The sequence below is a fragment of the bacterium genome (assembly GCA_035307765.1).
Lineage (GTDB): Bacteria > Sysuimicrobiota > Sysuimicrobiia > Sysuimicrobiales > Segetimicrobiaceae > Segetimicrobium.
This window is the reverse complement of sequence record DATGHU010000026.1, coordinates 53,905-78,425: the sequence shown is the minus strand read 5'-3', so window position 1 is coordinate 78,425 and position 24,521 is coordinate 53,905. Positions and strand designations below refer to the sequence as shown.

Genomic DNA, 24,521 nt, shown 5'->3' with positions numbered 1-24,521 from the left:
CGGCAAGCGCAGGCAGGGGCGGGAGGCTTTCCAGCGTGACGCTGCGGGAAAAGGCCAAAGTGATGGACCGGGAAACGATCCGCCGCACGCTCACGCGGATGGCGCACGAGATCGTCGAGCGCAACGCCGGAGGGGCGGATCTCTGCCTGGTCGGCATCCCCCGGCGTGGGGTGCCGCTGGCCGAGCGGCTCGCGCACCAGATCGCCGAAGCCGAGGGCATCCGCATCCCCGTGGGGACGCTCGACGTCACCGGGTACCGGGACGATCAGGGGGCGGGGCGATCGACGGACCGCGGCGGCGCATCGCCCTCGGGCACCCGCCTCCCTTTCGACGTCGCCAACCGGCGGATCATCCTCGTGGACGATGTGCTCTACACCGGACGGACGGTCCGCGCCGCGCTCGACGCCCTCATCGACCGCGGCCGGCCGGCGTCCATCCAGCTGGCCGTCCTGGTCGACCGGGGGCACCGCGAACTGCCGATCCGCCCGGACTTCGTCGGGAAGAACCTGCCGACCTCATCGCGCGAGGTCGTGACGGTTCGAGTCGCCGAAGTGGACGGCGGCGACGAGGTGGTGATCGAGGAGCCGGTCTAGCCCCTCGATCGAAGGGTTTCCGGCGCAGCCGGGGTGTCTCTCCCGTGCTCGCATCGGGGAAAGGTCTCGCCCCAACACAAACTGGGCATGGTACTTACACCGGAGCGCCGGTGATCCGCACCCCCCCGCGCTCGCGCGGGGTGGTGCGGAGGCGCACACCGGGCCACTGGAGAGGAGACACACCTGACCATGCCGAGCAGAGGAACTTCCGCGCCCACCCAGGCCCGCCGGACCAACCACCGGTCCGATCGGGCGCTGCTCTTTCTCGCCCGCCTCGCCAGCGAATTCACCACCGCCCACGCCTTGTCGGATCTGCTGGCGCGGGTGATGCTGATCCTCAACGAGGAGACCGGATTCGACTCCTGCTCGCTGGCGCTGCTCGACGAACGGAACCCCGAGGTCCTGACGATCCAGGCGGCGTCGGGGCTCCGCGCGAACTCGCGCGGACACGAAGTGGCGCGCACCGCCGGACTGCACGGCATCGTCATGGCGTCGAGACTGCCGCTGCTCATTCCGGACCTGCGGGCGGACCCCCGGGTCCACCGCCGCGAGGCGGCGGTCCGGTCGGCGATGTTCGCGCCCCTGGTGGTCGGCGGCCGAGCGGTGGGCGTGCTGAGCGCGCATCGGGCGGCGCCGCACGCGTTCACGGAATCCGATCTCAGCCTGCTCACGGTCGTCGCCCGCTACCTGACGGGCGCCATCGAGGTGGCGCGCCTGCATTCGCAGGTGAACGCGCTCGCGGCCACCGACGCGCTGACCGGGCTCGCCAACCGCCGCCGCTTCCTCGATCAGCTCGCGTCGGAGATCGCCAGGAGCCGGCGCGGCAAACACGACCTGAGCGTGGTCGTGCTGGACCTTGACGGGTTCGAGATCATCAACGACGTCCACGGGCACGCCACGGGCGACGCGCTGCTCATCCACATCGCCCAGACGTTGACGCGAAGCATCCGCGGATCGGACCTGGTCGCCCGCCTCGGGAGCGATGAGTTCGGGCTGCTGCTGCCGGAGACGAGCCCCGCCCGCGCCGGAAGCCTGATCTCCCGGCTGCGCGATCTGGCGATCTCGATCCCCCGCCAGCGGCACGCCGGGGCGGCGGTGAGCCTCTCCTACGGCATCGCCACCTGGCCCAAGGACGGGCCCACCCCGGAGCGGACCCTGCAGGTCGCCCACGGCCGGCTGCATGCGATGAAAGACCGTTCCGTGCGGCGGGGATCCAAGCGGGTCGCCCGACCGCACGCGGCGGCCGCCACGCGCTCCTAACCCCGCCCCCGCTTTCCCCCACCGCGTAGGGGGTCGCTTCCCCCGGCCTCCCCGGGCGGCACGGCGGGGGCGACGCGCAGCGTCCGTTCCTCCGAGTAGGTGACGGCCCCCGGCGCGGCCCCGCGCGGCTTGTGGACGCGCTTGCGCGGCACGCAATCGACCGCGACCTGCGCGTCGTGGCGCCCCTCGCTGTAGTAGGCGGCCGCCTGCGCGGCCGCGGCGATGCTCGACTCGGCGGGGCGGCCGCCGGCTTTCAGGACGACGTGCGCCCCCGCCAGCCCCCGGGCGTGGAACCACAGGTCGTCGGGGCCGGCCTCGTGGAAGGTGATCCGGTCGTTCTCGCGGGCGCTGCGTCCGACGAGGATCGTCGCGCCGTCGGCGGTCAGGTATCGGCGCGGCCCCGTTCGCACCGGAGGCCGGCCGCGTGGGGTGCGTGCTCCTCCTCCCGCAACGGCGAGGTCTGATCGGATTTCCCACAAATCATCGCTGGACCCCGCCGCCTCGATCTGGACGAGCGCGGCGCGGAGGGCGCGCGCCTCCGCTTCCAATTGGCCGATGCGGGCGGGAATTGCCCGCGCCGCCGCCCGGGCCTTCGCGTACCGGCGGAAGTAGCGCTGCGCGTTCTCGCTGGGGGTGAGGGCGGGATCGAGCGGGATCTCGATCTCGGCGCCGCCCGCGGTATGATCGGGGACGCGGAGCGCCACATCTCGCGGCCGCGCGTTGCGGGCGTACGTCAGGATGAGATCGCCCATCACCCGGTAGCGCTCGGCGGCCTCAGCGTCGGCGAGGGCGCGCCGGTTTTGGTCGAGCGCGGCCCCGCGCTTCCGCAGCGCCGCGCCGACCGAGGCCGCGAGCTGCGCGCGCCGCTCCTCGATCGGGGAGGCCGCGGCGGCATCACGGCTGAAGCGGTCCACGGCTTCGCTCATCGTCGAGGTCGGATGCGCCGTCCATCGATCGAAGATCCGCATCGGGAACGGCGCGAACGCCGCGGCCCGCGTTTCCTCGGTGTAGAGCGTCGGCGCGAACGCGCCCGAGTCGAGCGTCGCCCCGATCTCCCGCAGAACCCCCAGGATCGCCGCCGCGGCGGCGGCCGCCGCCTCCGCTGGCCGCTCCGCGTCCACCCCCGCCCGCGCCGCGACCTCCCGTGCCATCGTCGGGCTGATCCCCAAGACGGTCTGGGACAGTCGTCGAGCCAGCGGCAGCGGGCTTTCCAGCAGCTTGCCCAGGGCCTCGAGCGCCAGCGCATCGGGCGTTGGGCGGTCCGCGGGGGGAGCGAGGTAGGGGCGTCCCGGCAGGACCGGCCGCCGCGGCGACATTGCCGCGCTGACCACTTTGAGCGCACCGAGCACCACGCGGTCGTCCGCGAGGATGAGGTTGCTGTGCCGACCCATCACCTCCGCCACGAACCACACGCGGCCCTCCAGCGCATCGAATCCCAGCCGAAGCACCCGGTTGAACCGCGGCTGCTCGACGGCGCCCAGGCGGGCCTCGGCCAGCCGGCTGCGGATCAGCGTCCCGAACGGCGAGAGCCGCTCCGTCGCCTCGGGCCGAGGGGCGAAGTGGACGCGGCTCCGCTGCGGGTGGATGCAGCCGAGCAGATGCCGGACCGTTCGGTCGGGCGCCAGGGCAATGGCGATCGTATCGGGGGAGGGCTGGCGCACCCCGGCAAAGCGCGCGCCCAGGCACGCGCGGATCTCTCCCGCGACGGCGGCGAGGGCGAGGCTGTCGAAGAGCGCGGCCACGGTTTCGGGCATGGTCCTGCATCCAATTTGGTGGGGACCGCCGCACTTCCTATGCGCCTCCGATCGGCCCCGAATGCGGACGGCGCGACGCCCGGCGGTGGGAATCCCCTCCCGCCGTCCCGAAACCCCAGACCCGTGTCCTGGCACGCGACCCCCTGGCCCGACGTCGTCCGCGCCCTGGGGACCGATCCCCAGCGGGGACTGACCACGGCAGACGCGCAACGCCGCCTGCGCGAGACGGGCCCCAACCGGCTGCCGGCGCGCCGCCCGCGCTCGTGGGTCAGCCGCATCGGGGCGCACTTCGCGGAATTCTTCGTCCTGCTGCTGCTGGCTGCCGCGGCGGTGTCATGGCTGCTTGGGCAGCGGGTCGACGCGCTGGCGATCGCGCTGATCGTCGCGGTCAACATCGCGCTTGGGGTCGCGCAGGAACACCGGGCGGAACACGCGCTGGCCGCGCTGCGCACCCTCGCCGCGCCGCACGCGGAGGTGATCCGCGACGGGATCCCGCGGAGGCTGCCGGCGGCGGACCTCGTGCGCGGCGATCTCGTCGTCCTGACCTCGGGCGCGCGGGTGCCGGCGGACCTGCGATTGGTCGAGACCCACGTCCTCGCCGTGGACGAGTCCCTGCTGACCGGAGAGGCGGCCGCGGCGGGCAAGGAGGCGGAGGGGAGCTGCGCGGAGGACGCTCCGCTGGCGGAGCAACACACCCTCGCCTTCCTCGGCACCGCCGTCGTCTCCGGCCGGGGCCGAGGGGTGGTGATCCGGACGGGAGCCCAGACCGAGCTCGGCGCGCTCGCCGGGGCGGTGGATGCCGCGCCTCCCAAACGCACACCGCTCACCGAGCGACTGAGCGCCCTCGGCCGCTCGCTGGCGGTGGGGGCGATCGCGCTGTGCGCCCTGGTGTTCCTCGCCGGGCGCGCGCACGGCCGGCCGGCGTTCGAGATGTTCCTCATCGCCACCAGCCTGGCGGTGGCCGCCGTGCCGGAGGGGCTGCCGGCGGCGGTGACCGTCGCGCTCGCGCTCGGCGTGCAGCGGATGGCGCGGAAACGGGCGATCGTGCGCCGGCTCGCGGCGGTGGAAGCGCTGGGGACCGTCACCGTGGTCTGCACGGACAAGACCGGGACGCTCACGGTCAATGAGATGGCCGTCCGCCGGATCGAGGCGGCCGGGCAAACCATCGAGGTGACGGGGCCCGGGTACGCGCCGAGCGGCGAGGTGCGCCTCCGGGACGGCGGAGACGCCCGCGACTTCCGGCCGCTCCGCGCCCTGCTCGAGGCGGCCGTCCTGGCGAGCGACGGCGGCGTGGTGGAGGAAGGCGGCCGATGGCGGCCGTTCGGGGATCCGCTCGAGGCCGCCCTCGCCGCCGCCGCGATGAAGGCGGGGCTCGATCCCGCGGCCCTCGCCCGGACGGCTCCACGGGTGGGCGAGACCCCGTTTACGCCCGAGCGCAAGCGGATGCTCACCGCCCACCGCACCGCGACCGGGCTGGCGGCATACGCCAAGGGCGCTGCGGAGGCCATCGTCCCCTTCTGCACCGCGCGGGTCGGCGGGGCGGGGGAGGAGCCGCTCGACGACCCGGCCAGGGCTGCCCTCCTCGCCCGCGCGGAGGCGATGGCCGCCGAGGGGATGCGGGTCGTGGCGATCGCCCGGCTCGTCCTCCCCCCCGACGCGCGCGGGCCGGGGGATCTGTTCGACGCCCCCGACCGGTCCGCGGTGTTCCTGGGATTCGTCGGCCTCGTCGATCCGGTCCGCCCCGAGGCGCGGGCCGCGATCGCCGCCGCCAGGGAGGCCGGCGTGCGCGTGCTGATGATCAGCGGCGATCACCCGCGCACGGCGCTGGCCGTCGCGCGCGAGGTCGGCCTGGACGATTCGGGCACGGCGCTCACCGGGCCGGACCTCGACCGGCTCTCCGACGCGGCCATGACCGACGCGATTCGAACCTGCTCGGTGTTTGCGCGGGCGACCCCCCAACACAAAGTCCGGATCCTGGGGGCGTTGCGAGGAGCGGGGGAGATCGTGGCGATGACCGGCGACGGGGCAAACGACGCTCCCGCCCTGGCCGAGGCCGACGTCGGTGTCGCGATGGGGCGGGGCGGCACCGATGTGGCGCGCGGGGCGGCCGACCTCGTTCTCACCGATGACCACTTTGCCACGATCGTGGCGGCGATCGGTGAGGGCCGCACCATCTTCGAGAACATCCGAAAGTTCGTGCTCTTTGTGCTCGCCAGCAACGTGGGGGAGGTCGCCGTGGTACTCGCCGCGACGCTGGCCGGCGCGGCCGCGGTCCTCACCCCCATCCAGATCCTCTGGATCAACCTCGTCACCGACGGCCTGCCGTCGGCGGCGCTGGCCGTGGACCCGCAGGATCCCGCCGTGATGCACCGGCCCCCCCGGCCCGCCAGGCAGTCGCCGTTCGCCGCCGGAGGACTCACGGCCGTGCTCGCGTTCGGCCTGGTGATCGCCGCGGCCTGCGGGGCCGCGGATCTCTGGGGGATGGTCAGGGGGGAGTCGGGGACGCAGCGCCGGACCCTCGTCTTCCTGACCCTCGCCCTCAGCCAGCTCATCTTCGCCTTCTCCTGCCGGTCCGCGGACCGACCGGTGACCGGGCGGGAGTTTGCGGCGAACCGCTGGCTTCTCGGGGCGGTGACGCTCTCGATTGCCCTCCAGGTCCTGGTGGTGACCGCCCCGGGGCTGCGCACGGTGTTCTCGGCGACCCCACTGGGAAGAGGAGATTGGGTCGCGGTCGCCGGACTCTCCTGGGTGCCCTTTCTCGTCTCGGAACGCTTCAAGACAATCCGCCGGCACCGCCGCCGCAGATGCTGAGGAGCATGACGGGGTTTGGAACCGCCGACCTCACCACCTCCATCGGCCGGTACGGCGTCGAGATCCGGTCGCTCAACCACCGGTTCCTCGAGGTGGTGGTGCGCCTTCCGCGGGAGCTCTCCCCCCTTGAGGATCGGATCCGGTCCCTCGCGCAGGGGCGCGTCTTGCGGGGTCGGGTTGAGATTGCTATAATGAGAGAAAGCTACGGAAAGCGTGTGCGAACAGTAAAAGTCGACTTAGACTTGGCAAGAACGTTCGTCACCGCCCTGAATGACCTCAAACAGGCTGTCGGGCTCTCCGGGGCCCCCGATCTGGCGATGTTGGCGGGTCTCCCCGACCTCGTGAAGATCGAAGAGCAGAAGGAAGACCTGGAGGCGGGTTGGACCGCCATCGCCGAGGGGGTGCGGATGGCACTCGACCGGCTGGTGGCGATGCGGGAGGCCGAGGGCGCGCGGTTGTCGTCCGACCTGGAGCAGCGGGTGGGGCGGCTGGGACAGCGGATCGAGGAGATCGAGAGGCGCGCGCCCGCGGTGGTCAAGGAGTACGCGGGGCGGCTGGCCAAGCGGATCGAAGAGCTGAGGGGGGCGGTCCCCGTGGACGAGGGCCGGGTGGCGACCGAGATGGCCTTTTTCGCCGATCGATGCGACATCTCGGAGGAGATCACCCGATTCCGCGGCCACCTCGTCCAGATCCGCCATCATCTGGCGGGGGATGGAACCCTCGGGCGGACGCTGGAGTTTCTCGTGCAGGAGCTGGGACGCGAGGCCAACACGATCGGCAGCAAAGCAAACGACCTGGAGATCTCCCGGGCCGTGATCGCGGTGAAGGGCGAACTCGAGAGCCTGCGCGAGCAGATCCAGAACGTGGAGTGAGGAGCACAGCGCCGATGGAGACCCGCCTCATCAACATCGGATTCGGCAACATCGTTGCGGCGAGCCGTATCATCGCCATCGTCAGCCCCGACTCCGCTCCGATCAAGCGGATCATTCAAGAGGCGCGCGACAAGGGGATCCTCATCGACGCGACCTACGGACGCCGGACCCGCGCCGTGGTCATCACCGACAGCGGGCACGTCGTCCTTTCCGCCGTCCAGCCCGAAACGGTGGCCCACCGCTTCACGAGCAAGGGGGACGCCGAGGACGAGGAAGAGGAACCCGCCGAGGCGGTCGAGTCCGAATGATCGTCACGGTGAGCGGGGAGATCGGTGCCGGCAAGAGCACGGTCGCCAAAGCGCTGGCGCGCGCCCTGGACCTCCGGTACCTTTCGGCGGGGGAAGTGTTTCGTGAGGAGGCCTATCGGCGCGGCCTGACGCTCGAGGCGCTGGGGCGCCTGGCGGAGCGGGACCAGTCGATCGACCGGGCCCTCGACGCGATGCAGGTGGAGGTCGCCCGCGGGGGCGGGGTGCTGGTGGACAGCCGGTTGAGCGGCTGGTTGATCGACGGCGACCTGCGCGTCTGGATGCGCGCGCCGCTCGGGGTGCGCGGCGCGCGGGTGGCCGCCCGAGACAGGGTGCCGGAGGCGCAGGCGATCGAGGATCTGCGCGCGCGCGAAGACTGCGAGCGCCGGCGCTATCGCGACACGTATCAGATCGACCTCACCGATCTCAGCCGCTACCACGTCATCGTGGACACCAGCCGCTGGAGCGCAGAGGAGATCGTCGATGCGCTCCTCGTCCTCGCCCGGCGGTTCGAAGCGGAACGACTGGGCTGCCGCTCCTAAGGCCGTGGCGGGGAGTCTGGCGGGGCGCGTCGTTGTTGTTGGCGTGACCGGCAGCATCGCCGCCTACAAGGTGGCGGTGGTGGTGCGCCGGTTGCGCGGGGAAGACGCCGACGTCTACGTGCTGATGACCGCGGCCGCCGTCCGGTTCGTGGGGCCGGCAACCTTCCGGGCGCTCTCGCATCACCCGGTGATCACGGACATGTGGGATCCCAACGGACCGTGGGATGAGCCCCACGTGGCGCTTGGCGAGCTGGCCGATCTCTACCTGATCGCTCCCGCGAGCGCGGACATGCTGGGACGCCTGGCCGCCGGGTTGGCCGGCGACATCGTGAGCGCGACCGCCCTCGCCACACGTGCGCCGCTCGTCGTCGCCCCCGCGATGAGCGACCGGATGGCGGAGTCCCCCGTAGTGCAGGAGAATCTGGCGCGGCTCCGCGCCCGCGGCGTGGATGTGATCGGGCCGGACCGGGGGCCGCTGGCGTCGGGGAAGAGCGGCCTCGGCCGGATGGCCGAGCCGGAGGCCATCGTCTCCACGGTGGCGGCCCGGCTGGGTGGGCGCCCGGGCCCGCAGTGATCGGTGAGCCGGGGACGTGCGCTGAGGTCCTGCTCGATCTGCCCGCCCGCCGTGCCGACCGGCTCCTGACCTATCGCCTGCCCGACCCGCTCCGGCGCTCGGTCCAGGTCGGGACCCGCGTCCTCGTCCCCCTGGGGCCCCGCACCGCGCACGGGTTCGTCATCGCCGTTCGCCCGCAGGGCGCACCCGACGCGCGCGAACTGCGGGGGATCGAGGCGGTCGCGGATCCGCAGCCGTATTTCACCCCGCAGATGCTCGACCTGGCCCGCTGGCTGGCCGATCGGACATTGTCGACGCTGCTCGAAGCCGTGCACAGCCTGATCCCGCCCGAGGTCATCCGCCGCGCCCGCGACCGCGCTCCATCCACGGCGGTCCTCGGGGTCGTCCCCAGCTCCGCCCGCCGGATGGGCACCCGCCAGGCGGCGATCCTCGAGGCGCTCCGGTCGGGGGGCGAGGTGGCGGTGGACGATCTCGTGCGCGCCGGGGGCCGGCCGGCACTGCGCCGCCTCGTCGTCCAAGGCGCGGTGGTGGTCAGGGATCCTGTGCCCCCCGTCCGCCCCGCCGCGGTCCCATCCGGGGAACCGCCCCCCGATGGGGCAGGGCCCGCGCCGCAGGAGTCGGTGCTCCTCTGGGGGGATCCCGAGGCGCGGCAGCGGTGGATCCTCGCCGCCGCCGCCGGGGTCGTGCGGGGTGGGGGACAGGTTCTGCTCGCGGTCCCCGAGATCGCCCTCGTGCCCGACCTGCGGGACCGCGTGCGGGCAGCTCTGGGCGACCGACTGGCGGAACTGCACTCGGAGATGCCGGAGCGCGCACGCCGGGGCGCCTGGGCACGGATCGTGGGCGGGCGGGTGGACGTGGTGATCGGGACCCGCTCGGCGCTCTTCGCGCCGCTGGAGCGCCTGCGCCTGATCGTGGTCGACGAGGAGCAGGACCCGGCCTACAAGGCCGACGGGGCGCCGCGCTATCACGGACGGGAGGTCGCGCTGCGCCGCGGAGCGGTCACCGGGGCGCGCGTCGTGCTGGGCGCTGAGGCCCCGTCGGTGGAGACGTACGCGGAGGTCGCGTCCGGCCGGATCGCGTGCGTGCGCCTCGCCCCGACCGTCGCCGCCCCCCGGATCGGGCTGATCGACATGCGCGCCGAGCGGCGCCGAGGGCATGTGGGCCTCCTCAGCCGGACCCTGGTCGGCGCGATGCGGCGGCACCTGCGCGCGGGCGGACGCGTCGCCCTCTTCGTCAACCGGGTCGGGTATGCACGCGTCCTGCTCTGTCAGGAGTGCGGGCGCGCGGTCGTGTGCCCGCGGTGCGATGTGCCGATGCCGTATGACGGCGAGCGCCGCACCATCTCGTGCCGGATCTGCGGGCTGACCGCGCCGGCCCCGGCCGTCTGCCCGCGGTGTCGGGGGGTCTCGCTGCGGTGGTTCGGCGCGGGCACGGAGCGCGTGGAGGCGGTGATCGGCCGGATCTTCCCCGACCATCGCGTCGCCCGCCTCGACCGGGAGACGGCCCCGCAGTTTGACAACGTGATCGAGGAGTTTCGCGGCGGTCGGCTCCGGATCGTCGTCGGCACGCAGCTGATGCTGCGCGCCCGCCGGCTGCGTCCCAGCCTGGTCGGGGTGCTCGACGCGGACCTGTCGCTGTACCTGCCGGATTTTCGCGCGGGAGAGCGGACGTTCCAGCAGCTGCGGGCGGTGGTGTCGCTGGCGGCGGGCGCGGATGGCGGCGAGGCGGTCGTGCAGACCCGCGTGCCCGACCACCCCGCGATCGCGGCGTTGGTCGCGGGGGATGAGGCGATGTACCGGGCGGAGCTGGAGGTGCGCCGTCAATTCGGGTATCCGCCCTACACCGTGCTGGCCAGGGTGGTGGCGGCCGGCCCGGAGCGGGAGGCCGCCCGGGCGCTCGCCGAGTTGGCCGCCGCGGCGGCGCGCCGATCGGAAGTCGACGTCCTCGGGCCGGCCCCGGCGCGCGGCCTCGGCGCGCACGGCGTGTTTCGCTACCAGTTCCTGCTGAGAGCCGTCGACGGAGAATCGGTGCGAGCGGCGGCGCGCGCCGCCCTCGCCGCGACGAGCGCCGTCCGCACCGGGCGGCTCACCGCGGAGATGGACCCGCAGGAGACCTACTGAGAGGCGATGATGGAGATCATCACCGTGGACAGTCCCCGCGCCGGCATTCTCCGCCGGCGGGCCCAGCCCGTCCGCGTCGTGACGCGCGAGGTCCAAGCGCTGATGGATGAGATGTTCGCCATGCTGGTGAAGGCGCACGGGCTCGGGCTGGCGGCTCCGCAGGTCGGGGTCAGCCGGCGGATCTTCGTCGCGCGCCTGGAGGACCGTCAGATCGCCCTCGCCGATCCCGAGGTCCTGCGCCGGGATGGAGAGGTGGTCGCGACCGAAGCCTGCCTCAGCATTCCCGGGCTGCTCGGGGACGTGCCGCGCGCCGAGCGGGTGACGGTCCGCGGGCGGAACCGCCGGAACCGGTTCGTGACGATCGAAGCGTCCGGGCTCCACGCCAGGATCCTCCTGCACGAGATCGATCACCTCGACGGGATCTTGTTCACCGACCGCGTCAGCGATCCGAAGACGCTGCGCCGCGTCGATGAGGCCTCCGAGGTGGCGCCCGCCGGGGACCTGGAATGAAGGTGATCTTCATGGGGACGCCGGAGTTTGCGGTCCCGTCGCTCGAAGCGGTGCTCGGGGCGGCCGACGTCGTCGCCGTGATCACCCGGCCGGACGCCCCGCAGGGCCGCGGCCTTCGCGTCGTATCTCCCCCGGTGGCCGCGGTGGCGAATCGGTACGCGCTCGAGGTCCTTCAACCGGCATCGCTCAAGGACGCCACGGCCCTCGGCCGCCTCCGTGCGCTTGCGCCCGATCTGTTCGTGGTCGTGGCGTTTGGGCGGATCGTGCCGTCGGAGGTCCTGGCGGTCGCCCGGCTCGGCGGCATCAACCTCCATCCCTCGCTGCTGCCGCGATACCGCGGGGCGGCGCCGATCCCCCGCGCCATCGCCTCCGGAGATGCGGAGACGGGAGTCACGGTGCTCCATATGAGCGACGAGCTGGACGCCGGGGATCTCATCCTGCAGCGCGCGGTGCCGATCGGGCCCGACGACACCACCGCGACCCTCGACCCTCGTCTGGCCCGCGAGGGCGCCGGCCTGCTCGTCGAAGCGCTGCGCCGGCTGGAGGCCGGGCAGGCCCCGCGCAGACCCCAGGATCCCGCGCGGGTGACGTACGCGCCGAAGCTGACCCGGCAGGAGGCGTGGCTGTGCTGGACGGACTCCGCGGTGCGGCTGGCCAACCTGGTTCGGGCATTCGACCCCTGGCCGGTGGCGTCCGTCCTGCTGGAGGGGGCAGCGCTTCGGATCTGGCGGGCGGTCCCGCGTCCCGGCGGCGGGCCCGACCTGCCGGGGACGGTCGTCTCCGTCGGGAAGGACGGCCTGTCGGTGGCGACGGGCGAAGGGCGGTTGCTGATCATGGAGATCCAGCCGGCTTCCGGCCGGCGGATGACGGTGCCCGAGTACCTTCGGGGACATCCGATCGCCCCCGGCACCGTCCTGGGCGGGCGTCCCCCGGAATCGCCGCCCGGCCGGTAGCGCCTCCGGCCGCGGATTTAGGAACCCAGCGCGAACTGTGCTACAATTTTGAGGCTGGGAGGTGAGCCGATGCTGTGGTTTTGGGACCCCACCATGATCATCGTGATTCCCGCCGTCCTCCTGGCGCTCTACGCACAACTGCGGGTGCAGTCGACGTACGCGCAGTACAGTCAGGTCCCGATTCGCAACGGGATGTCCGGGGCCCAGGTCGCCGAGGAGATCCTGCGCAGGAACGGCCTCTCCGGCGTCGAGATCGCGCGCGTCGACGGGAGGCTTTCCGATCATTACGACCCCCGCAGCCGCGTGCTCAGCCTCTCCTCAGACGTGCACGACGGCGTCTCGGTCGCCTCCGCGGGGGTGGCCGCGCACGAGACCGGGCACGCCATCCAGCACGCGCGCGGCTACGCGCCGCTCGCCCTGCGCTCCGCGATGGTGCCGACGGTGCAGTTCGGCTCCTGGCTGGCCTGGCCGATCTTCATCATTGGGTTCCTGTTCCACTCGGGGACGATGATCCAGCTGGGGATTCTGGTCTTCTCGGCCTTCGTGGCGTTCACCGTCGTCACGCTTCCGGTGGAGTTCGATGCGAGCGCCCGCGCGATGCGGGCGCTGCGGGAGGAAGGGCTCGTCACCGCGGATGAGCTGCGCGGTGTGCGCTCGGTGCTGACCGCGGCCGCGCTCACCTACGTGGCGGCCGCGGCGATGGCGATCCTGCAGCTCGCGCGCATGCTGCTCCTCTCTCGGCGTGAGGAGTGATGCCCCCTCGCCGCGTGCGGGGCCGCATCCGATCCGGCCGATGCTGCACGCGCGCACGTGTCGGGGGGTGGCGTTAGAGGTTCTGCACCGCGTGGACGCCGACCGGGCCTTCAGCGGTGCGCTGCTTCGCCGGACGCTGGACCACGCCGGGCTGAGTCCGTCCGATGAGGCGTTGGCCACCGAGATCACGCTGGGAACCCTCCGCCACCGCGCCGAAGTCGACTGGGTGCTGACGCGGTGCACCCGGACCCCGCTGGACGATCTCCCCTCCCGAATTCGCAGCGTGCTGAGGCTCGGAGCGTATCAGTTGTTGTTTCTGGATCGCATCCCGCCGTCCGCGGCCTGCTCGGAGGCCGTGGAGCTGGCGAAGCGGGTCGGCCATCCCGGAACCGCGCGACTGGTGAACGCGGTCCTGCGGCGGGTGGCCGCCTCTCCCGTGGCGATCCCCGATGATGCGGCCACCCCCGAGGGCTTGGCGCTGCGGCACTCGCATCCCGCCTGGCTCGTCCGCCGATGGGCGGCGCGTTTCGGGCTCGAGGAGACCCGCGCCCTCTGCCTCGCGAACAACACCCCGCCCCCATCGGCGATCCGCTTGAACACGCTGCGCGGTACCCCCGACGTCGTCGCCGGCGCGCTGGAGGCGCGCGGCTTCCGCCTCACGCGCTCCGCGCTGGTCCCGGAAGGGGCGCGCATCGTCGCCGCTCCCCAGGCGGCCCGCCGCGCCGCGTACGCGGAGGGATGGTGCTCGCCTCAGGACGAGGGCTCCATGCTGGTGAGCCGTCTCCTGGCGCCGCGTCCGGGGGAGACCGTGATCGACGCCTGCGCGGGGTCGGGGGGAAAGACGACCCATCTCGCCGCGCTGATGGAGAACCGGGGACGGATTCTGGCCTGCGACGTCGTGCCCGCCAAGCTCGCCGCACTTCCCCGTCAGTGCGCGCGGACCGGTGCGACCATCGTCGAACCGCGGCAGATCGATGCCACGCGGCTCGGGACGATGATGCCGGCCGTCGCCGACCGCGTCCTCGTCGACGCCCCGTGCTCGGGGTTGGGGGTGGTTCGCCGCCGCCCGGAGATCAAGTGGCGCCTCACCCCCGAGCACCTCGGCCCGCTGGCCGTCCGTCAGCGCGCGATCCTGGAGGGTGCCGCCGCCGCGGTGCGCCCCGGCGGCTGGTTGGTGTACGCCGTCTGCACGCTCGAGCCCGAAGAGGGCCCCGAGGTGGCCCGAGCGTTTCTCGCCGCGCGTCCGGAGTTCGCCCCCGCGCCGATCGTCGGGTGGCCGGTCCCCGACGGCGCTCGCGTGCCCGGCGGGGAGGGGACGGCGGTGCTCTTCCCGCACCGGCACGGAACCGACGGGTTCTTCGTCGCGGCGTTCCGCCGCAGGGCTCCGTGACGCCCGCCCCCGCCCTCGACCTGCGCGGCCTCCTGCTCTCGGAGCTGGAAGACTTGGTCGAGCAGGTCGGGGAGCCGCGCTACCGCGGGCGTCAGATCGCCCGCTGGCTCTACGTCCGGGGGGCCGCGGCCATCGATGAGATGACGGACCTGCCGCGAGGATTTCGCGACCGGCTGCGTGGGGTGGCGACGGTCGAGCCCCTGGCGGTGCGTCGGGCGCAGGAGGCGCCCGACGGATCCGCCACCAAGCTGCTGGTGGCGTTGGGGGACGCGCGGACGGTGGAGTGCGTCCGCATGCGGTTCGACGACGGCCGGCGCAGCGCGTGCGTCAGCACCCAGGCGGGCTGTGCGATGGGCTGCGCCTTCTGCGCCACGGGGCTCGGCGGGTTTTCACGAAACCTCTCCGCCGGCGAGATCTTGGGTCAGGCCCTGCTCATACGTGCGCGCGGGCGGCGCAGGCTGTCGAACGTGGTGTTCATGGGGATGGGCGAACCCCTCGCCAACTACGACGCGACCGTTCGGGCGGTCCGGATCCTGTCGGCTCCGTACGGGATGGGCATCGGGATGCGGCACATCACGGTGTCGACCGTCGGGCTGGCCCCGCAGATCCGCAGGCTGGCGAAGGAGCGGCTGCAGATGACGCTCGCCGTCTCCCTGCACGCGCCGACCGATGCGCTCCGGAACCGCCTGGTGCCGGTCAACCAGCGGTACCCGCTCGCCGATCTCCTGGCGGCATGCCGCGAGTACATCGACGCGACCGGCCGGCGGCTGACGTTTGAATACGTCCTGATTGACCGGGTGAACGACGGCCCCGGAGAGGCGCGGGCGCTCGGCCGGCTCCTGGCAGGGGTGCGGGGTCACGTCAACCTGATCCCGCTCAATCCGGTCGCCGGCATCGCCTTCCGGCGGCCCGCCGCGCATCGGGTGCGCGCCTTTGCCGACGCGCTCCGGCTCGGCGGGATCGCGGTGACGGTGCGGATCGAGCGGGGCGGGGAGATCCAGGCGGCGTGCGGGCAGCTCCGCTTGGCCGAGGGCGCGGGGCGGCCGTCGCGCTGGACGCCGGCTTCGACCGCGGGCGTCTCCGCCGCCGGTCCCGGGGGCGCGTCGTGACCTTGCCCCCCGCCGAGTTCCCCGGGAGCGAGACGCGCATCTATCGCCCTCGCGGCGGCGCCCCGCGGCTGCGGGTGGTCTCGGGTCTGGCCGGAGCGACCGGCCGCGAGTACCCGCTCGACGCCCCCGTGATGACGATCGGACGGCGGCCGGATCAGGCGATCGTGTTGAACAGCCCGAGCGTCAGCCGGGCCCACGCGCGCATCGAGATCGGCCCCCGCGGCGTGGTGATCATCGATCTTGGAAGCACCAACGGTACCCTGGTCAACGCGCTCCGGCTGCGCGGCGCGCGCGCGTTGCTCCGCCGCGGCGATCGGATCGGGATCGGTCCCGTGGTGCTCGAATACCTCGCCGCCCCATGACGCCGATCGGCGGGCTGGCCGCCCGCGCCGGGGCGCGGAGCGACACCGGCCGGGTGCGGGAGGTCAACGAGGACCGCGTCCTCCGGCTCGAGGACACCGGCGGGGGGAGGGCGCTGTTCGCGGTCGCCGACGGGCTCGGCGGGCACGTGGGGGGGGACCTCGCCAGCACCCTCGCCGTGGACACCCTGGCCGCGGAGGTGCCGGCGCGGCTGGCCCGAGGCGTGCCGGCGCAGGACGCGCTGTCCTACGCGTTTCGGCGCGCCAACGAGCTCATCCGGGCCCGGGCCGAATCCGAGGGCCTCACCGGCATGGCCACGACCTGCACGGCGCTGGTGATCGATGGGAACGCGGGAATCGTGGCTCACGTCGGTGACAGCCGCGCCTATCTGCTTCGCGCGCATGAGGTGCGACAGCTCACCATCGATCACTCCCTCGCCTCCGAGCTCGCCCGCCGCGGCGAGGTCGCTCCGGCCGAGGTCGAGACGCACACCCACCGGCACGTGCTGACGCGGGCGCTCGGGAGCGCCGAGCGGGTCGAGATCGACGTGCGGGTCGAGCCGCTCCGGGCGGGCGATGTGCTGGTGCTGGCGACCGACGGCCTCCATACCGCCGTGCGTCCGGAGGAGATCGGCGCGGTGGTGCACGCGGGGCCGCACGCCGACGAAGCCAGCAGCGTCCTGGTGGGGTTGGCGAACGCCCGGGGAGGATTCGACAATGCCTCCGCGGTCGTGATCCGCCTGGCGCCGCGGTGGATCGGCCGCGCCGCCCGCATCCTGCGCCCGCTGGTGCTCGCCGGGCTGCTTGCCGCGGGTGTCGGCGCGTATCGACTGGAGCATGCGTACTTCCTCGGGATCCGCGGCGGAACGGTGGTCGTGATGCGCGGGGTACCGGCGCGCGTCCTCGGCGTGCCGCTCTCGGGCGTCGTCAAGGTGACCGAGATCCCGGTCGCCCGGCTCGGACCCGCCGATCGGGGCCGCCTGATCCGAGGGATTCCGGCGGCGAGCGCAGAGGAGGCGGAGGGCATGCTGCACGACCTGCTCACGCGCCGGCCATGATCGGCCGGATCCTCGACGGTCGGTACGCGGTCACGGGCCCGCTCAGCGAGGGCGGGATGGCCCTGGTCTACCTCGGCCGGCGGCTGTCCGACGACCGGCAGGTGGCGATCAAAGTGCTGCGTGAGCAGTACGCGCACGACACGGAATTCGTCGCCCGGTTCGAGCGCGAGGCCCAGGCCGTCGCCCGCCTGTCGCATCCGCACATGGTCCAGGTCTACGATTACGGTCGGGACGGCCACGTCCATTTCATCGTGATGGAGTTCGTCGAGGGCGAGGACCTCAAGACCCTGCTCCGGCGGGTCGGCGCCCTCACCGAGGCGCGCGCCCGCGAGATCGGGGTGCAGGTCTGTGAGGCCCTGGCGTTTGCGCACGGGGTCGGCATCGTCCACCGCGACGTCAAACCTCAGAACATCCTTCTCAACCGCGACGGCCGGGTGAAGGTGACGGATTTCGGCATCGCCCGCGCCCTGGCCTCATCGGACATCACGGAAACGGGGACGGTCCTGGGCTCCGTCCAATACCTCTCGCCCGAGCAGGCTCGGGGGCTGGCGGTGGGAAGCAGCGCCGATCTCTACTCCCTCGGCGTGGTGCTGTACGAGGTGGTGACGGGTCACCTGCCGTTCGACGGCGACAGCCCGATCACCATCGCGCTCAAGCACGTGCACGAGTTTCCCCCCACCCCCCGCCGCGACGACGGCGTCCCGCTCAGCCGAGAGGTCGAGCGGATCATCCTGAAGGCCCTGGCCAAGAATCCCCAGGATCGGTATCGATCGGCCGACCAGATGCGCGGCGACCTGATGGGAGAGACCGCGGTGTGGCGCGAGGAGCCGACCCCCGATGTCGAGGAGACGATGATCATCGCGGGGAAGGCGGGGCGCGGCGGGGACGGCCGGGCCGTGCGGATCTCCCCACTCCTCGCTCCTCTCCTCGGCGTCGCCGTGGCGCTCCTCGCCCTCTTCATCGGGGGCTCGTACGGCCTGCAGGCTTTGAACGCGTACCTGAACGTGCCGGAGGTGACCGTCCCCGATCTGAGGGGCCGGAGCCTCGGCGACGCGCAGAGCCAGGCGCGGAAGGACCGGCTGGGGGTCCAGGTGATCCAGCAAAGCTACAGCCGCACCGTGCCCACTGGGTTCGTGCTCGGCCAGGACCAGCCGCCGGGGAAAATGGTGAAGGTGGACCGGACGATCGGCGTCACCACCAGCCTGGGACCGCAGATGGTCACCGTCCCGGACATCCGCCGTCGGTCGCTGACCGATGCCCGGTTCGCGATCGAACAGGCCCGCCTTGCCGTGGGCGAGGTGCGCGACGCGTATGATGACACCCTGCCGCCCGGGGTCGTGATCTCTCAAGATCCGGCACCCGGCGCCTCGCTGGAGCGGGGCACGTCCGTCTACCTGCGGGTGAACAAGGGGCCCGAGACCCTGGTCCTGCCGGACCTGGTCGGGCGGTCCTTGGACGACGCCCGCCGGCTGCTGGCGGACCTGGGCGTGACGCTGCGGCAGGTCACCCAGGTGCAACGCGGCGATGTGCCGCCCGGGCAGGTCGTGACGATGACCCCGCGCGCCGGGACCCAGATCCGGCACGGGGATGCGGTCGTCGTGGCGGTCGCCGCCGCTCCCGGGCCCGGCAGCCCGCCGCCGCAGCCGATCGTCACCGGCACCCCGATCGCCCCGGCGACGCCCGGCGATCCAAACAAGAAGCAGGCGCGGGTCACCTTGATCGTGCCCGGGGGCGCGGCGCAGCAGCGGGTGCGGATCATGGTGATCGACGGGCAGGGCGTGCGCACGGTGTACGAGAAGGTGCACGCCCCGGGGGACACGATCAACACGGTGGTGAGCGGCTCCGGCTTCACGATCGTGCAGGTCTACATCGACAATCGACTCATCCAGGAGATCCGGCCCTGACCCCGCGAGGCCCCGGCGAGGTGGTGATCGCCCCGTCGATTCTGGCGGCGGATTTCGGCCGGCTGGCCGAGCAGGTGCGCGCCGTCGAACGCGCCGGCGCGGACCGGATTCACATCGACGTAATGGACGGCCGGTTCGTTCCCGAGATCACGATGGGCCCGGGCGTCACCCGCAGCATCCGGCGCGCCACCGCGCTGCCGCTCGACGTGCACTTGATGGTGGTCGAGCCCGAGCGCCAGGTGCAGGCGTTTGCGGAGGCGGGGGCGGCCTCGATCGCCGTGCACGTCGAGGCCGCCGTGCACCTCTACCAGACGCTCCGCCAGATCCGCGCGTCCGGCGTGCTGCCGGCGGTGGCCCTCAATCCCGCCACCCCGCTCGACGCCGTGGAGTGGGTCCTGCCGGAAGTGGCCGCGGTGCTGGTCATGACCGTCGAGCCCGGCAGCGGCGGGCAGCCGTTCATCCCCGAGATGGTGGCGAAGATCCGCGACCTCGCCGAGGGACGGCGGGCGCGCGGGCTCGACTTCGAGATCGCCGTGGACGGCGGGATCACGGCCGAGACCGCCCCGGCGGCGTTGGAGGCCGGGGCCTCCGTGCTCGTCTGCGGGACGGCGGTGTTTGGCGCCCCCGATGGGATCGAGGCGGCGATGGCCCGACTGCGCCGCGCGGGCGGCCGGGGTGGGCGGCGACCGTGACCGAGCCCCCCGTGCTGATCACGCACCCCGACTACCGCAGGCACCTCACCTTCCCCGGTCACCCGGAGCGGCCGGAGCGCGTGGCCGCGATCGAATCCCTCCTCCGGCGGACGCCGCTCTGGGAGGCGTGCGAGCATCCGACCCCCGAGCCGGTCGACGAGGATACACTGGCACGCGTGCACACGCGGGCGTACATCCGGCGGGTCCACGACTTGGCCGCCGCCGGCGGCGGTTCCCTCGATCCCGACACCCCGGTCGCGCCGGCCTCCGATGGCGCGGCGCGGCGGGCCGCCGGAGGGGCGTTGCTGGCCGTGGACACGGTGATCCGCCGCGAGTCGGGGGTGGCGGCCGCGCTGGTCCGGCCGCCCGGCCACCATGCCGGGCCCGGCGAGGGACGGGGCTTCTGCATCTTCAACAACGCGGCGCTCGCGGCCCGCCACGCGCTCGACGCGCACGGCCTGGCCCGCGTCTTCATCCTGGACTGGGACGTGCATCACGGCAACGGGACGCAGGAGATCTTCTACCGCGATCCGGCCGTCGTCTGCTGTTCGCTTCATCAGGAGGCCTGGTATCCGGGGACGGGGGGGCTGGAGGAAATGGGCGAGGGGCCGGGGGAGGGCACCACGATCAACATCCCCCTCCCCGCGGGGATCGGCGACGGCGGGTACCAGCACCTGTTCGAGGAGGTGGTGATCCCGCTGCTCCACGCCGTGGCGCCGCCGTTGATCGTGGTCTCCGCCGGCTACGACGCGCATCACGCCGACCCGTTGGGAGGAATGGTCATGACCGCCCGCGGGTTCGGCCGGCTGGCGCGGTCGGTGCGCGAGGCCGCTCCGGCGACGCCGATCGCGCTGATGCTCGAGGGCGGCTACGACCTGAGTGCGCTCGCCTACTCCGTTGCCGCGACGCTGGAGGGGTTCACCGGGATCGATGCCCGCGCGGCGGAAGCGGGAGCCGAGGTGCGCGAGGTGCCGTTTAGCGTGGCCCAGGCCCGCGCGCGCGCGGTGCGGAGGATCGTCGGCGAGTACTGGACGCTCTGAGGCGTAGGCGCGCGCCGGACGCCCGTCACCCGGTCGGCGGGTGTCGGCGGCGGTGATCGATGATGCCCTGCGCGGAGACTTCCAGGTGGTCGGCCAGCGCCTGCTCGACCGCGGCGGTCCAGGCCACGCCCCGTGCCGCCAGATCGCGCCGGACGTGCTCGACCAGGCGCGGGTAGACGTGCTCCCATGTCGGGGGCTGGATGCCGGAGGTCCCCAGCGCGACGAATGCGCCCACCTGGTCGTGGAGACGCCGGCGGAGGGCATCGCCGTCGAGCGGGTAGCGGCCGAAGTGCGAAAAGAGCACCGCCCCAGGGCGCAGCGTGCGCAGCAGGTCCGCCGAGCGCAGCATCGCGTCGGGGTCGAACTGGTTCGGGGCGGTATCGGGGAGCACGTAGTCGCCGGCGATATCCACGAACCGGCTCCCGAGTTCGTCTCCCGAGAACAGGCAGCCCGCCCCCGCGTCCAGGATCATATGCTGGTGTCCGGCGTGGCCGGGGGCGTCGAAGAAGCGCAGCCGGTGGCCGTCGCCCAAATCCAGGTCGGCCCCGGGTTCGGGGACCAGCAGCCGCGCCTCCGGGACCGGTTCGGGCAGCCCAAAGTATGCCTCGAGTTTGTCGCCAAACACCTCGCGGGCGCCGGCGACCAGCCGGGCGGGGTCGGTGAGGTGGCGTGCGCCGCGGCGGTGGACGACGACCCGGGCCGCCGGGGCGTGTGGCAACAGGGTGCCGACGCCGCCGGCGTGGTCGAGGTGAATGTGCGTGACAATGATGTAGGCGAGATCCTCCGGCGCGATGCCGAGCTCCCGAAGCGCCCGCAGCCACACCGGGGTGCTGCGGGCGGGGCCCGTCTCCACCAGCGCGGGGCGCGGCGCGTCGATCAGGTATCCGGAGGTGTGGTGCGCGAGACCCCGATCCCACAGATCGACGCTGCGCACCCCCGGAGCCGCCTCCGCCTGGGGTGGATCGCTGACCATTCGAATCCCACCTTCGCCGGTGCGCCGGCGCCGTGTTCCTCTTGCTGCCGCTACGGGTGGCGCAGGAGGTGGTCGAGGAGCGCGCCGGCCGCCGAGTGCGGGTCGATCGCCTGGCTCTTCGCCCGGTCGAGGATCTGACCGAGCGCGGAGTGGCCGTCGAGTTTGGCCCGCACGTGAACGGCCAACCCCCGTTCCACCAGGTCCAGGACCTCTCGCTCCGCCCGCCGGGCGCGACGCACGGCGAGCTCGCCGGAGGCCTCGAGGTACTCCCAATGCCGGCGGGTCATCCGCCACAGCTCCTCGACCCCGGTGCCCTCGCTCCCCACCGTCTCGAGGATCGGCACCTCCCAGGGGGACGATCGCCGCGCGAGGTGCTGCAGCTCGCGCAGCTGAAGGACCGCCTCCTTGGCGCCCGGGCGATCGGACTTGTTGACCACGAGCAGGTCCGCGATTTCCAGAATCCCGGCTTTGAGCATTTGGATCGAATCGCCCAGCCCCGGCGAGGTAACCACGACGACCGTGTCGGCCGCGCGCATGATGTCCAGCTCGCTCTGGCCGACGCCGACCGTCTCAAGCAGCACGATGCCAAAGCCGAACGCATCGAGCAGGTGCGCGACATCGCGCGTCGACCCCGCCAGCCCGCCGAGGTGCTCGCGCGCCGCCATACTGCGGATGTACACTCCGTGGTCGCCGCTGTGGCGGAGCATGCGGACCCGGTCGCCGAGGATCGCTCCCCCGCTGAACGGGCTGGTGGGATCGACCGCCACCACCGCCACCGTGCTCCCCGCCGCCCGGGCCATGGCGATCAGGTGGTCGACGAGCGTGCTCTTGCCCACCCCGGGAGGGCCCGTCACCCCGATGCGGTGGGCCCCGCCGATGCGGTCCCAGACCCGGTGGATGATCGCGGCGGCGGACGCCGGATCGTTCTCGATGCGGGTCACCAGGCGCGCCAGCTGGCGGCGGTTGTCGAAATCGATGGTCAGCTCCGGCGGCCCATCGGCCGCGCGGGGCGGGACGGATCCCGGGGACAGGGGTTCGCCCCCTCGGGCCGGCGACGGACCGCGGCGGCGGCCGGACCCGCTCCTCACCGCTTAGGCGACCGCATGCTTTCCTCGTAGAGGGCCCGATTGTCGACGAGCCGCCTGGCCTTGAACTCGGTGCGGGGCAGGGTGCCCGGCGGTTCGAGCCTGACGATCGGCCGGATGCCGATCACGGACCTGAGGCGTGCCGTCGCGCGCTCGCGCAGCGCCTCCAGGACGCCGGGCGCTCCTTCCGCCTGCCGGGCCCAGGCCTCGCTGTACTCGACCCGGACGATCAGCTCGTCCATCGCCCGATCCCGGCTGATCACCATCTGGAACTCTCCGCCGAATCCCTCCACCGCCCGCAGGACGTCCTCGATCGCGCTGGGGTAGATGTTGGCGCCGCGCACGATGCACATGTCGTCGAGTCGGCCGTAGATGCCGCGGGGGAGGCGGGGATACGTCCGCCCGCACTCGCAGGGGTCGTTCACCCACCGCGTGAGGTCCCCCGACACCAGCCGGATCATGGGTTGTGACGTTCGCTCCAGGTGCGTGTAGACCGGCGTGCCCTCCTGTCCGAAGGGGACGGGCTCGAAGCGCTGAGGGTCGCAGACTTCACAGTAGACGATGTCCTGCCACAGATGCATCCCGCACCGGTACTCGCACTCCGCGTTGCTCATCCACGGCGTCATTTCGGCCATGCTGCCGCAGTCGACCGCGGCGGCGCCGAAGGTGTCCTCGATCGTCCGTTTGGTCGCCGGGATGCCCGCTCCCGGCTCGCCGGAGAAGAACATGATACGAAGCCCGAAGTCCCGGGGGTCGACCCGTTCCCTCGCCGCCACCCCTGCCAGGTGAAGGGCGTAGGAGGGGGTCCCGTAAAAGCCGGTCGGTTTCGTGTCCAGCAGCCAGCGCAACGCCATCAGCGTCTGGCCCGGGAGCCCCGCCCCGAACGGGAAGCAGGTTGCGCCCAGCCGCTCACCGCCGACCAGCGCGCCCCAGCTCCCGATGTAGAGGCTGAAAAACGACGCGATGAAGAGGGTGTCCCCCGGCCGGAGGCCCATCCCCCACATGATGCGGGCGTGGGCGCTCGCGATGCGCCGCCAATCGTCTCTCCCGATCGCAAACGCGGTGGGCCTGCCGGTGGTTCCCGACGTGCCGTGGATCCGCGCCACCTCCGGGCGGTCGATGCACAGGTACCGACCGAACGGGGGGTGCTCGTTCTGTTCCCTGCGGAGTTCGGCCTTGGTCACCACCGGGAAGCGCTGCAGGTCCGGCAGCGTCCGGAGCGCATCCGGATGCACGCCGGCGGCGGTCCACTTCGCCCGGTAAAAGGGCGATCGCTCCCACGCCCAGCGGGTGATCGCCCGAAGGCGGCGCAGCACAAAGGCATCCCGGTCCCCAGCCGGCATGGTCTCCCGCTGCGGGGACCAGTACCGCTCCCGCGGGTCGGGAAGGAATCGCTCGTCGTAGACGGGCGGCCAGCGGCTATCCTGATCCACGGGGAGCTCGGGGGCTCCCGGCCGGGATGTCGGGGCCCGGCCGGCGCAGCGCGTGAGCGATCCAGTTGACGATCTCATCCGTCGCCGTGTCCTGGTCGAAGACCGCCGCCGCCCCCAGGTCGCACAGCTTCTGGCGATCGGCGGCCGGGATCACCCCGCCCACCACCACTTTGATGTCCGCGGCGTCGTCGGCCCTCAGCTGTTCGAGGAGCGGCGGCACCAGCGCCATGTGGGCGCCGGAAAGAATGCTCACCCCGATCACGTCGACGTCTTCCTGCACGGCCGCCAGGGCCACTTCCTCCGGGGTGCGGTGCAGGCCGGTGTAGATGACCTCGAAGCCCGCGTCGCGGAGGGCCCGCGCCACGACCTTCACCCCCCGGTCGTGGCCGTCCAACCCCACCTTGGCCATGAGGATGCGCACCGGCCCCCGG

The 24,521-nt window shown here is 72.7% G+C and carries 23 protein-coding genes; 18 read left to right on the top strand and 5 right to left on the bottom strand.

Annotated features, from left to right (window positions below; genetic code table 11):
• The first annotated feature begins 35 nt into the window (after positions 1-35).
• Positions 36-593: a bifunctional pyr operon transcriptional regulator/uracil phosphoribosyltransferase PyrR gene (gene pyrR, locus VKV57_08365; protein HLW59923.1), complete on the top strand. Its 558-nt coding sequence runs from the start codon at positions 36-38 to the stop codon at positions 591-593.
• Between the two features lie 189 nt (positions 594-782).
• Positions 783-1,853 carry a sensor domain-containing diguanylate cyclase gene (locus VKV57_08360; GenBank protein HLW59922.1) on the top strand — a complete coding sequence of 357 codons (1,071 nt, stop codon included), beginning with the start codon at positions 783-785 and terminating at the stop codon, positions 1,851-1,853.
• On the opposite strand, the gene VKV57_08355 is transcribed toward VKV57_08360, so the two are convergent.
• On the bottom strand, positions 1,850-3,607 hold the full coding sequence (locus tag VKV57_08355) for an NFACT RNA binding domain-containing protein (GenBank protein HLW59921.1): 1,758 nt from the start codon (positions 3,605-3,607) through the stop codon (positions 1,850-1,852). The two genes, VKV57_08360 and VKV57_08355, sit on opposite strands and share 4 nt — an antisense overlap.
• 123 nt (positions 3,608-3,730) lie before the next feature.
• Here VKV57_08355 and VKV57_08350 point away from each other — a divergent pair, with 123 nt between their 5' ends.
• The 16 genes from VKV57_08350 to VKV57_08275 all read left to right on the top strand — a co-directional run bounded on the left by VKV57_08350 (position 3,731) and on the right by VKV57_08275 (position 20,599).
• Complete coding sequence (locus VKV57_08350; protein ID HLW59920.1) at positions 3,731-6,418, top strand: HAD-IC family P-type ATPase; 2,688 nt, start codon at positions 3,731-3,733, stop codon at positions 6,416-6,418.
• A 5-nt stretch (positions 6,419-6,423) separates the two neighbouring features.
• Complete coding sequence (locus VKV57_08345) at positions 6,424-7,290, top strand: YicC/YloC family endoribonuclease (GenBank protein HLW59919.1); 867 nt, start codon at positions 6,424-6,426, stop codon at positions 7,288-7,290.
• A gap of 14 nt (positions 7,291-7,304) precedes the next feature.
• On the top strand, positions 7,305-7,598 hold the full coding sequence (locus VKV57_08340) for a DUF370 domain-containing protein (protein HLW59918.1): 294 nt from the start codon (positions 7,305-7,307) through the stop codon (positions 7,596-7,598).
• Entirely contained in the window at positions 7,595-8,137 is a 543-nt protein-coding gene (locus VKV57_08335) for a cytidylate kinase family protein (protein ID HLW59917.1), read from the top strand. Before VKV57_08340 ends, VKV57_08335 begins: the two co-directional genes overlap by 4 nt.
• Positions 8,079-8,711: a flavoprotein gene (locus tag VKV57_08330; GenBank protein HLW59916.1), complete on the top strand. Its 633-nt coding sequence runs from the start codon at positions 8,079-8,081 to the stop codon at positions 8,709-8,711. Before VKV57_08335 ends, VKV57_08330 begins: the two co-directional genes overlap by 59 nt.
• The gene (priA, locus tag VKV57_08325; GenBank protein HLW59915.1) at positions 8,708-10,831 is read left to right on the top strand and encodes a primosomal protein N'; all 2,124 of its coding nucleotides are present in this window, start codon (positions 8,708-8,710) and stop codon (positions 10,829-10,831) included. Before VKV57_08330 ends, priA begins: the two co-directional genes overlap by 4 nt.
• A 6-nt stretch (positions 10,832-10,837) precedes the next feature.
• Entirely contained in the window at positions 10,838-11,341 is a 504-nt protein-coding gene (gene def / locus VKV57_08320) for a peptide deformylase (GenBank protein HLW59914.1), read from the top strand.
• Positions 11,338-12,294 (top strand): methionyl-tRNA formyltransferase, encoded by a 957-nt coding sequence (fmt, locus tag VKV57_08315; GenBank protein HLW59913.1) that lies wholly within the window; start codon positions 11,338-11,340, stop codon positions 12,292-12,294. Before def ends, fmt begins: the two co-directional genes overlap by 4 nt.
• 69 nt (positions 12,295-12,363) lie before the next feature.
• Positions 12,364-13,047: a zinc metallopeptidase gene (locus tag VKV57_08310; protein HLW59912.1), complete on the top strand. Its 684-nt coding sequence runs from the start codon at positions 12,364-12,366 to the stop codon at positions 13,045-13,047.
• Positions 13,048-13,087: 40 nt separating this feature from the next.
• Positions 13,088-14,437 (top strand): 16S rRNA (cytosine(967)-C(5))-methyltransferase RsmB, encoded by a 1,350-nt coding sequence (rsmB, locus tag VKV57_08305; protein ID HLW59911.1) that lies wholly within the window; start codon positions 13,088-13,090, stop codon positions 14,435-14,437.
• Positions 14,434-15,546: a 23S rRNA (adenine(2503)-C(2))-methyltransferase RlmN gene (gene rlmN, locus VKV57_08300; GenBank protein ID HLW59910.1), complete on the top strand. Its 1,113-nt coding sequence runs from the start codon at positions 14,434-14,436 to the stop codon at positions 15,544-15,546. The genes rsmB and rlmN overlap by 4 nt, the downstream gene beginning before the upstream one ends.
• Positions 15,543-15,908: an FHA domain-containing protein gene (locus tag VKV57_08295; protein ID HLW59909.1), complete on the top strand. Its 366-nt coding sequence runs from the start codon at positions 15,543-15,545 to the stop codon at positions 15,906-15,908. Before rlmN ends, VKV57_08295 begins: the two co-directional genes overlap by 4 nt.
• On the top strand, positions 15,905-16,963 hold the full coding sequence (locus VKV57_08290; protein ID HLW59908.1) for a protein phosphatase 2C domain-containing protein: 1,059 nt from the start codon (positions 15,905-15,907) through the stop codon (positions 16,961-16,963). Before VKV57_08295 ends, VKV57_08290 begins: the two co-directional genes overlap by 4 nt.
• The gene (locus VKV57_08285) at positions 16,960-18,867 is read left to right on the top strand and encodes a PASTA domain-containing protein (GenBank protein HLW59907.1); all 1,908 of its coding nucleotides are present in this window, start codon (positions 16,960-16,962) and stop codon (positions 18,865-18,867) included. The genes VKV57_08290 and VKV57_08285 overlap by 4 nt, the downstream gene beginning before the upstream one ends.
• Before the next feature lie 20 nt (positions 18,868-18,887).
• Positions 18,888-19,559 (top strand): ribulose-phosphate 3-epimerase, encoded by a 672-nt coding sequence (rpe, locus tag VKV57_08280; protein HLW59906.1) that lies wholly within the window; start codon positions 18,888-18,890, stop codon positions 19,557-19,559.
• Complete coding sequence (locus tag VKV57_08275; GenBank protein ID HLW59905.1) at positions 19,556-20,599, top strand: histone deacetylase; 1,044 nt, start codon at positions 19,556-19,558, stop codon at positions 20,597-20,599. The genes rpe and VKV57_08275 overlap by 4 nt, the downstream gene beginning before the upstream one ends.
• 25 nt (positions 20,600-20,624) lie before the next feature.
• Here the strand turns inward: VKV57_08275 and VKV57_08270 are convergent, their stop codons facing one another.
• The 4 genes from VKV57_08270 to VKV57_08255 are packed head-to-tail and all read right to left on the bottom strand — an operon-like array spanning position 20,625 to position 24,499.
• Complete coding sequence (locus VKV57_08270; protein ID HLW59904.1) at positions 20,625-21,572, bottom strand: MBL fold metallo-hydrolase; 948 nt, start codon at positions 21,570-21,572, stop codon at positions 20,625-20,627.
• A gap of 50 nt (positions 21,573-21,622) precedes the next feature.
• A complete protein-coding gene (gene meaB, locus VKV57_08265; GenBank protein HLW59903.1) occupies positions 21,623-22,660 on the bottom strand; it encodes a methylmalonyl Co-A mutase-associated GTPase MeaB in 1,038 nt (345 codons plus the stop codon).
• Positions 22,657-24,090: an AMP-binding protein gene (locus tag VKV57_08260; GenBank protein HLW59902.1), complete on the bottom strand. Its 1,434-nt coding sequence runs from the start codon at positions 24,088-24,090 to the stop codon at positions 22,657-22,659. Before VKV57_08260 ends, meaB begins: the two co-directional genes overlap by 4 nt.
• Positions 24,077-24,499, bottom strand: coding sequence for a cobalamin B12-binding domain-containing protein (locus VKV57_08255; protein HLW59901.1), 423 nt, complete (start codon positions 24,497-24,499; stop codon positions 24,077-24,079). The genes VKV57_08260 and VKV57_08255 overlap by 14 nt, the downstream gene beginning before the upstream one ends.
• Positions 24,500-24,521: the final 22 nt, after the last annotated feature.

What these genes read in the sequence shown, in the direction of transcription:
- VKV57_08360 (HLW59922.1), top strand. Translation starts at nt 783, where the DNA reads ATGCCGAGCAGAGGAACTTCCGCGCCCACCCAGGCCCGCCGGACCAAC.
- VKV57_08355 (HLW59921.1), bottom strand. Translation starts at nt 3,607, where the DNA reads ATGCCCGAAACCGTGGCCGCGCTCTTCGACAGCCTCGCCCTCGCCGCC.
- VKV57_08345 (HLW59919.1), top strand. Translation starts at nt 6,424, where the DNA reads ATGACGGGGTTTGGAACCGCCGACCTCACCACCTCCATCGGCCGGTAC.
- VKV57_08340 (HLW59918.1), top strand. Translation starts at nt 7,305, where the DNA reads ATGGAGACCCGCCTCATCAACATCGGATTCGGCAACATCGTTGCGGCG.
- VKV57_08335 (HLW59917.1), top strand. Translation starts at nt 7,595, where the DNA reads ATGATCGTCACGGTGAGCGGGGAGATCGGTGCCGGCAAGAGCACGGTC.
- VKV57_08330 (HLW59916.1), top strand. Translation starts at nt 8,079, where the DNA reads ATGCGCTCCTCGTCCTCGCCCGGCGGTTCGAAGCGGAACGACTGGGCT.
- def (HLW59914.1), top strand. Translation starts at nt 10,838, where the DNA reads ATGATGGAGATCATCACCGTGGACAGTCCCCGCGCCGGCATTCTCCGC.
- fmt (HLW59913.1), top strand. Translation starts at nt 11,338, where the DNA reads ATGAAGGTGATCTTCATGGGGACGCCGGAGTTTGCGGTCCCGTCGCTC.
- VKV57_08310 (HLW59912.1), top strand. Translation starts at nt 12,364, where the DNA reads ATGCTGTGGTTTTGGGACCCCACCATGATCATCGTGATTCCCGCCGTC.
- rsmB (HLW59911.1), top strand. Translation starts at nt 13,088, where the DNA reads ATGCTGCACGCGCGCACGTGTCGGGGGGTGGCGTTAGAGGTTCTGCAC.
- VKV57_08290 (HLW59908.1), top strand. Translation starts at nt 15,905, where the DNA reads ATGACGCCGATCGGCGGGCTGGCCGCCCGCGCCGGGGCGCGGAGCGAC.
- VKV57_08285 (HLW59907.1), top strand. Translation starts at nt 16,960, where the DNA reads ATGATCGGCCGGATCCTCGACGGTCGGTACGCGGTCACGGGCCCGCTC.
- VKV57_08270 (HLW59904.1), bottom strand. Translation starts at nt 21,572, where the DNA reads ATGGTCAGCGATCCACCCCAGGCGGAGGCGGCTCCGGGGGTGCGCAGC.
- VKV57_08255 (HLW59901.1), bottom strand. Translation starts at nt 24,499, where the DNA reads ATGGCCAAGGTGGGGTTGGACGGCCACGACCGGGGGGTGAAGGTCGTG.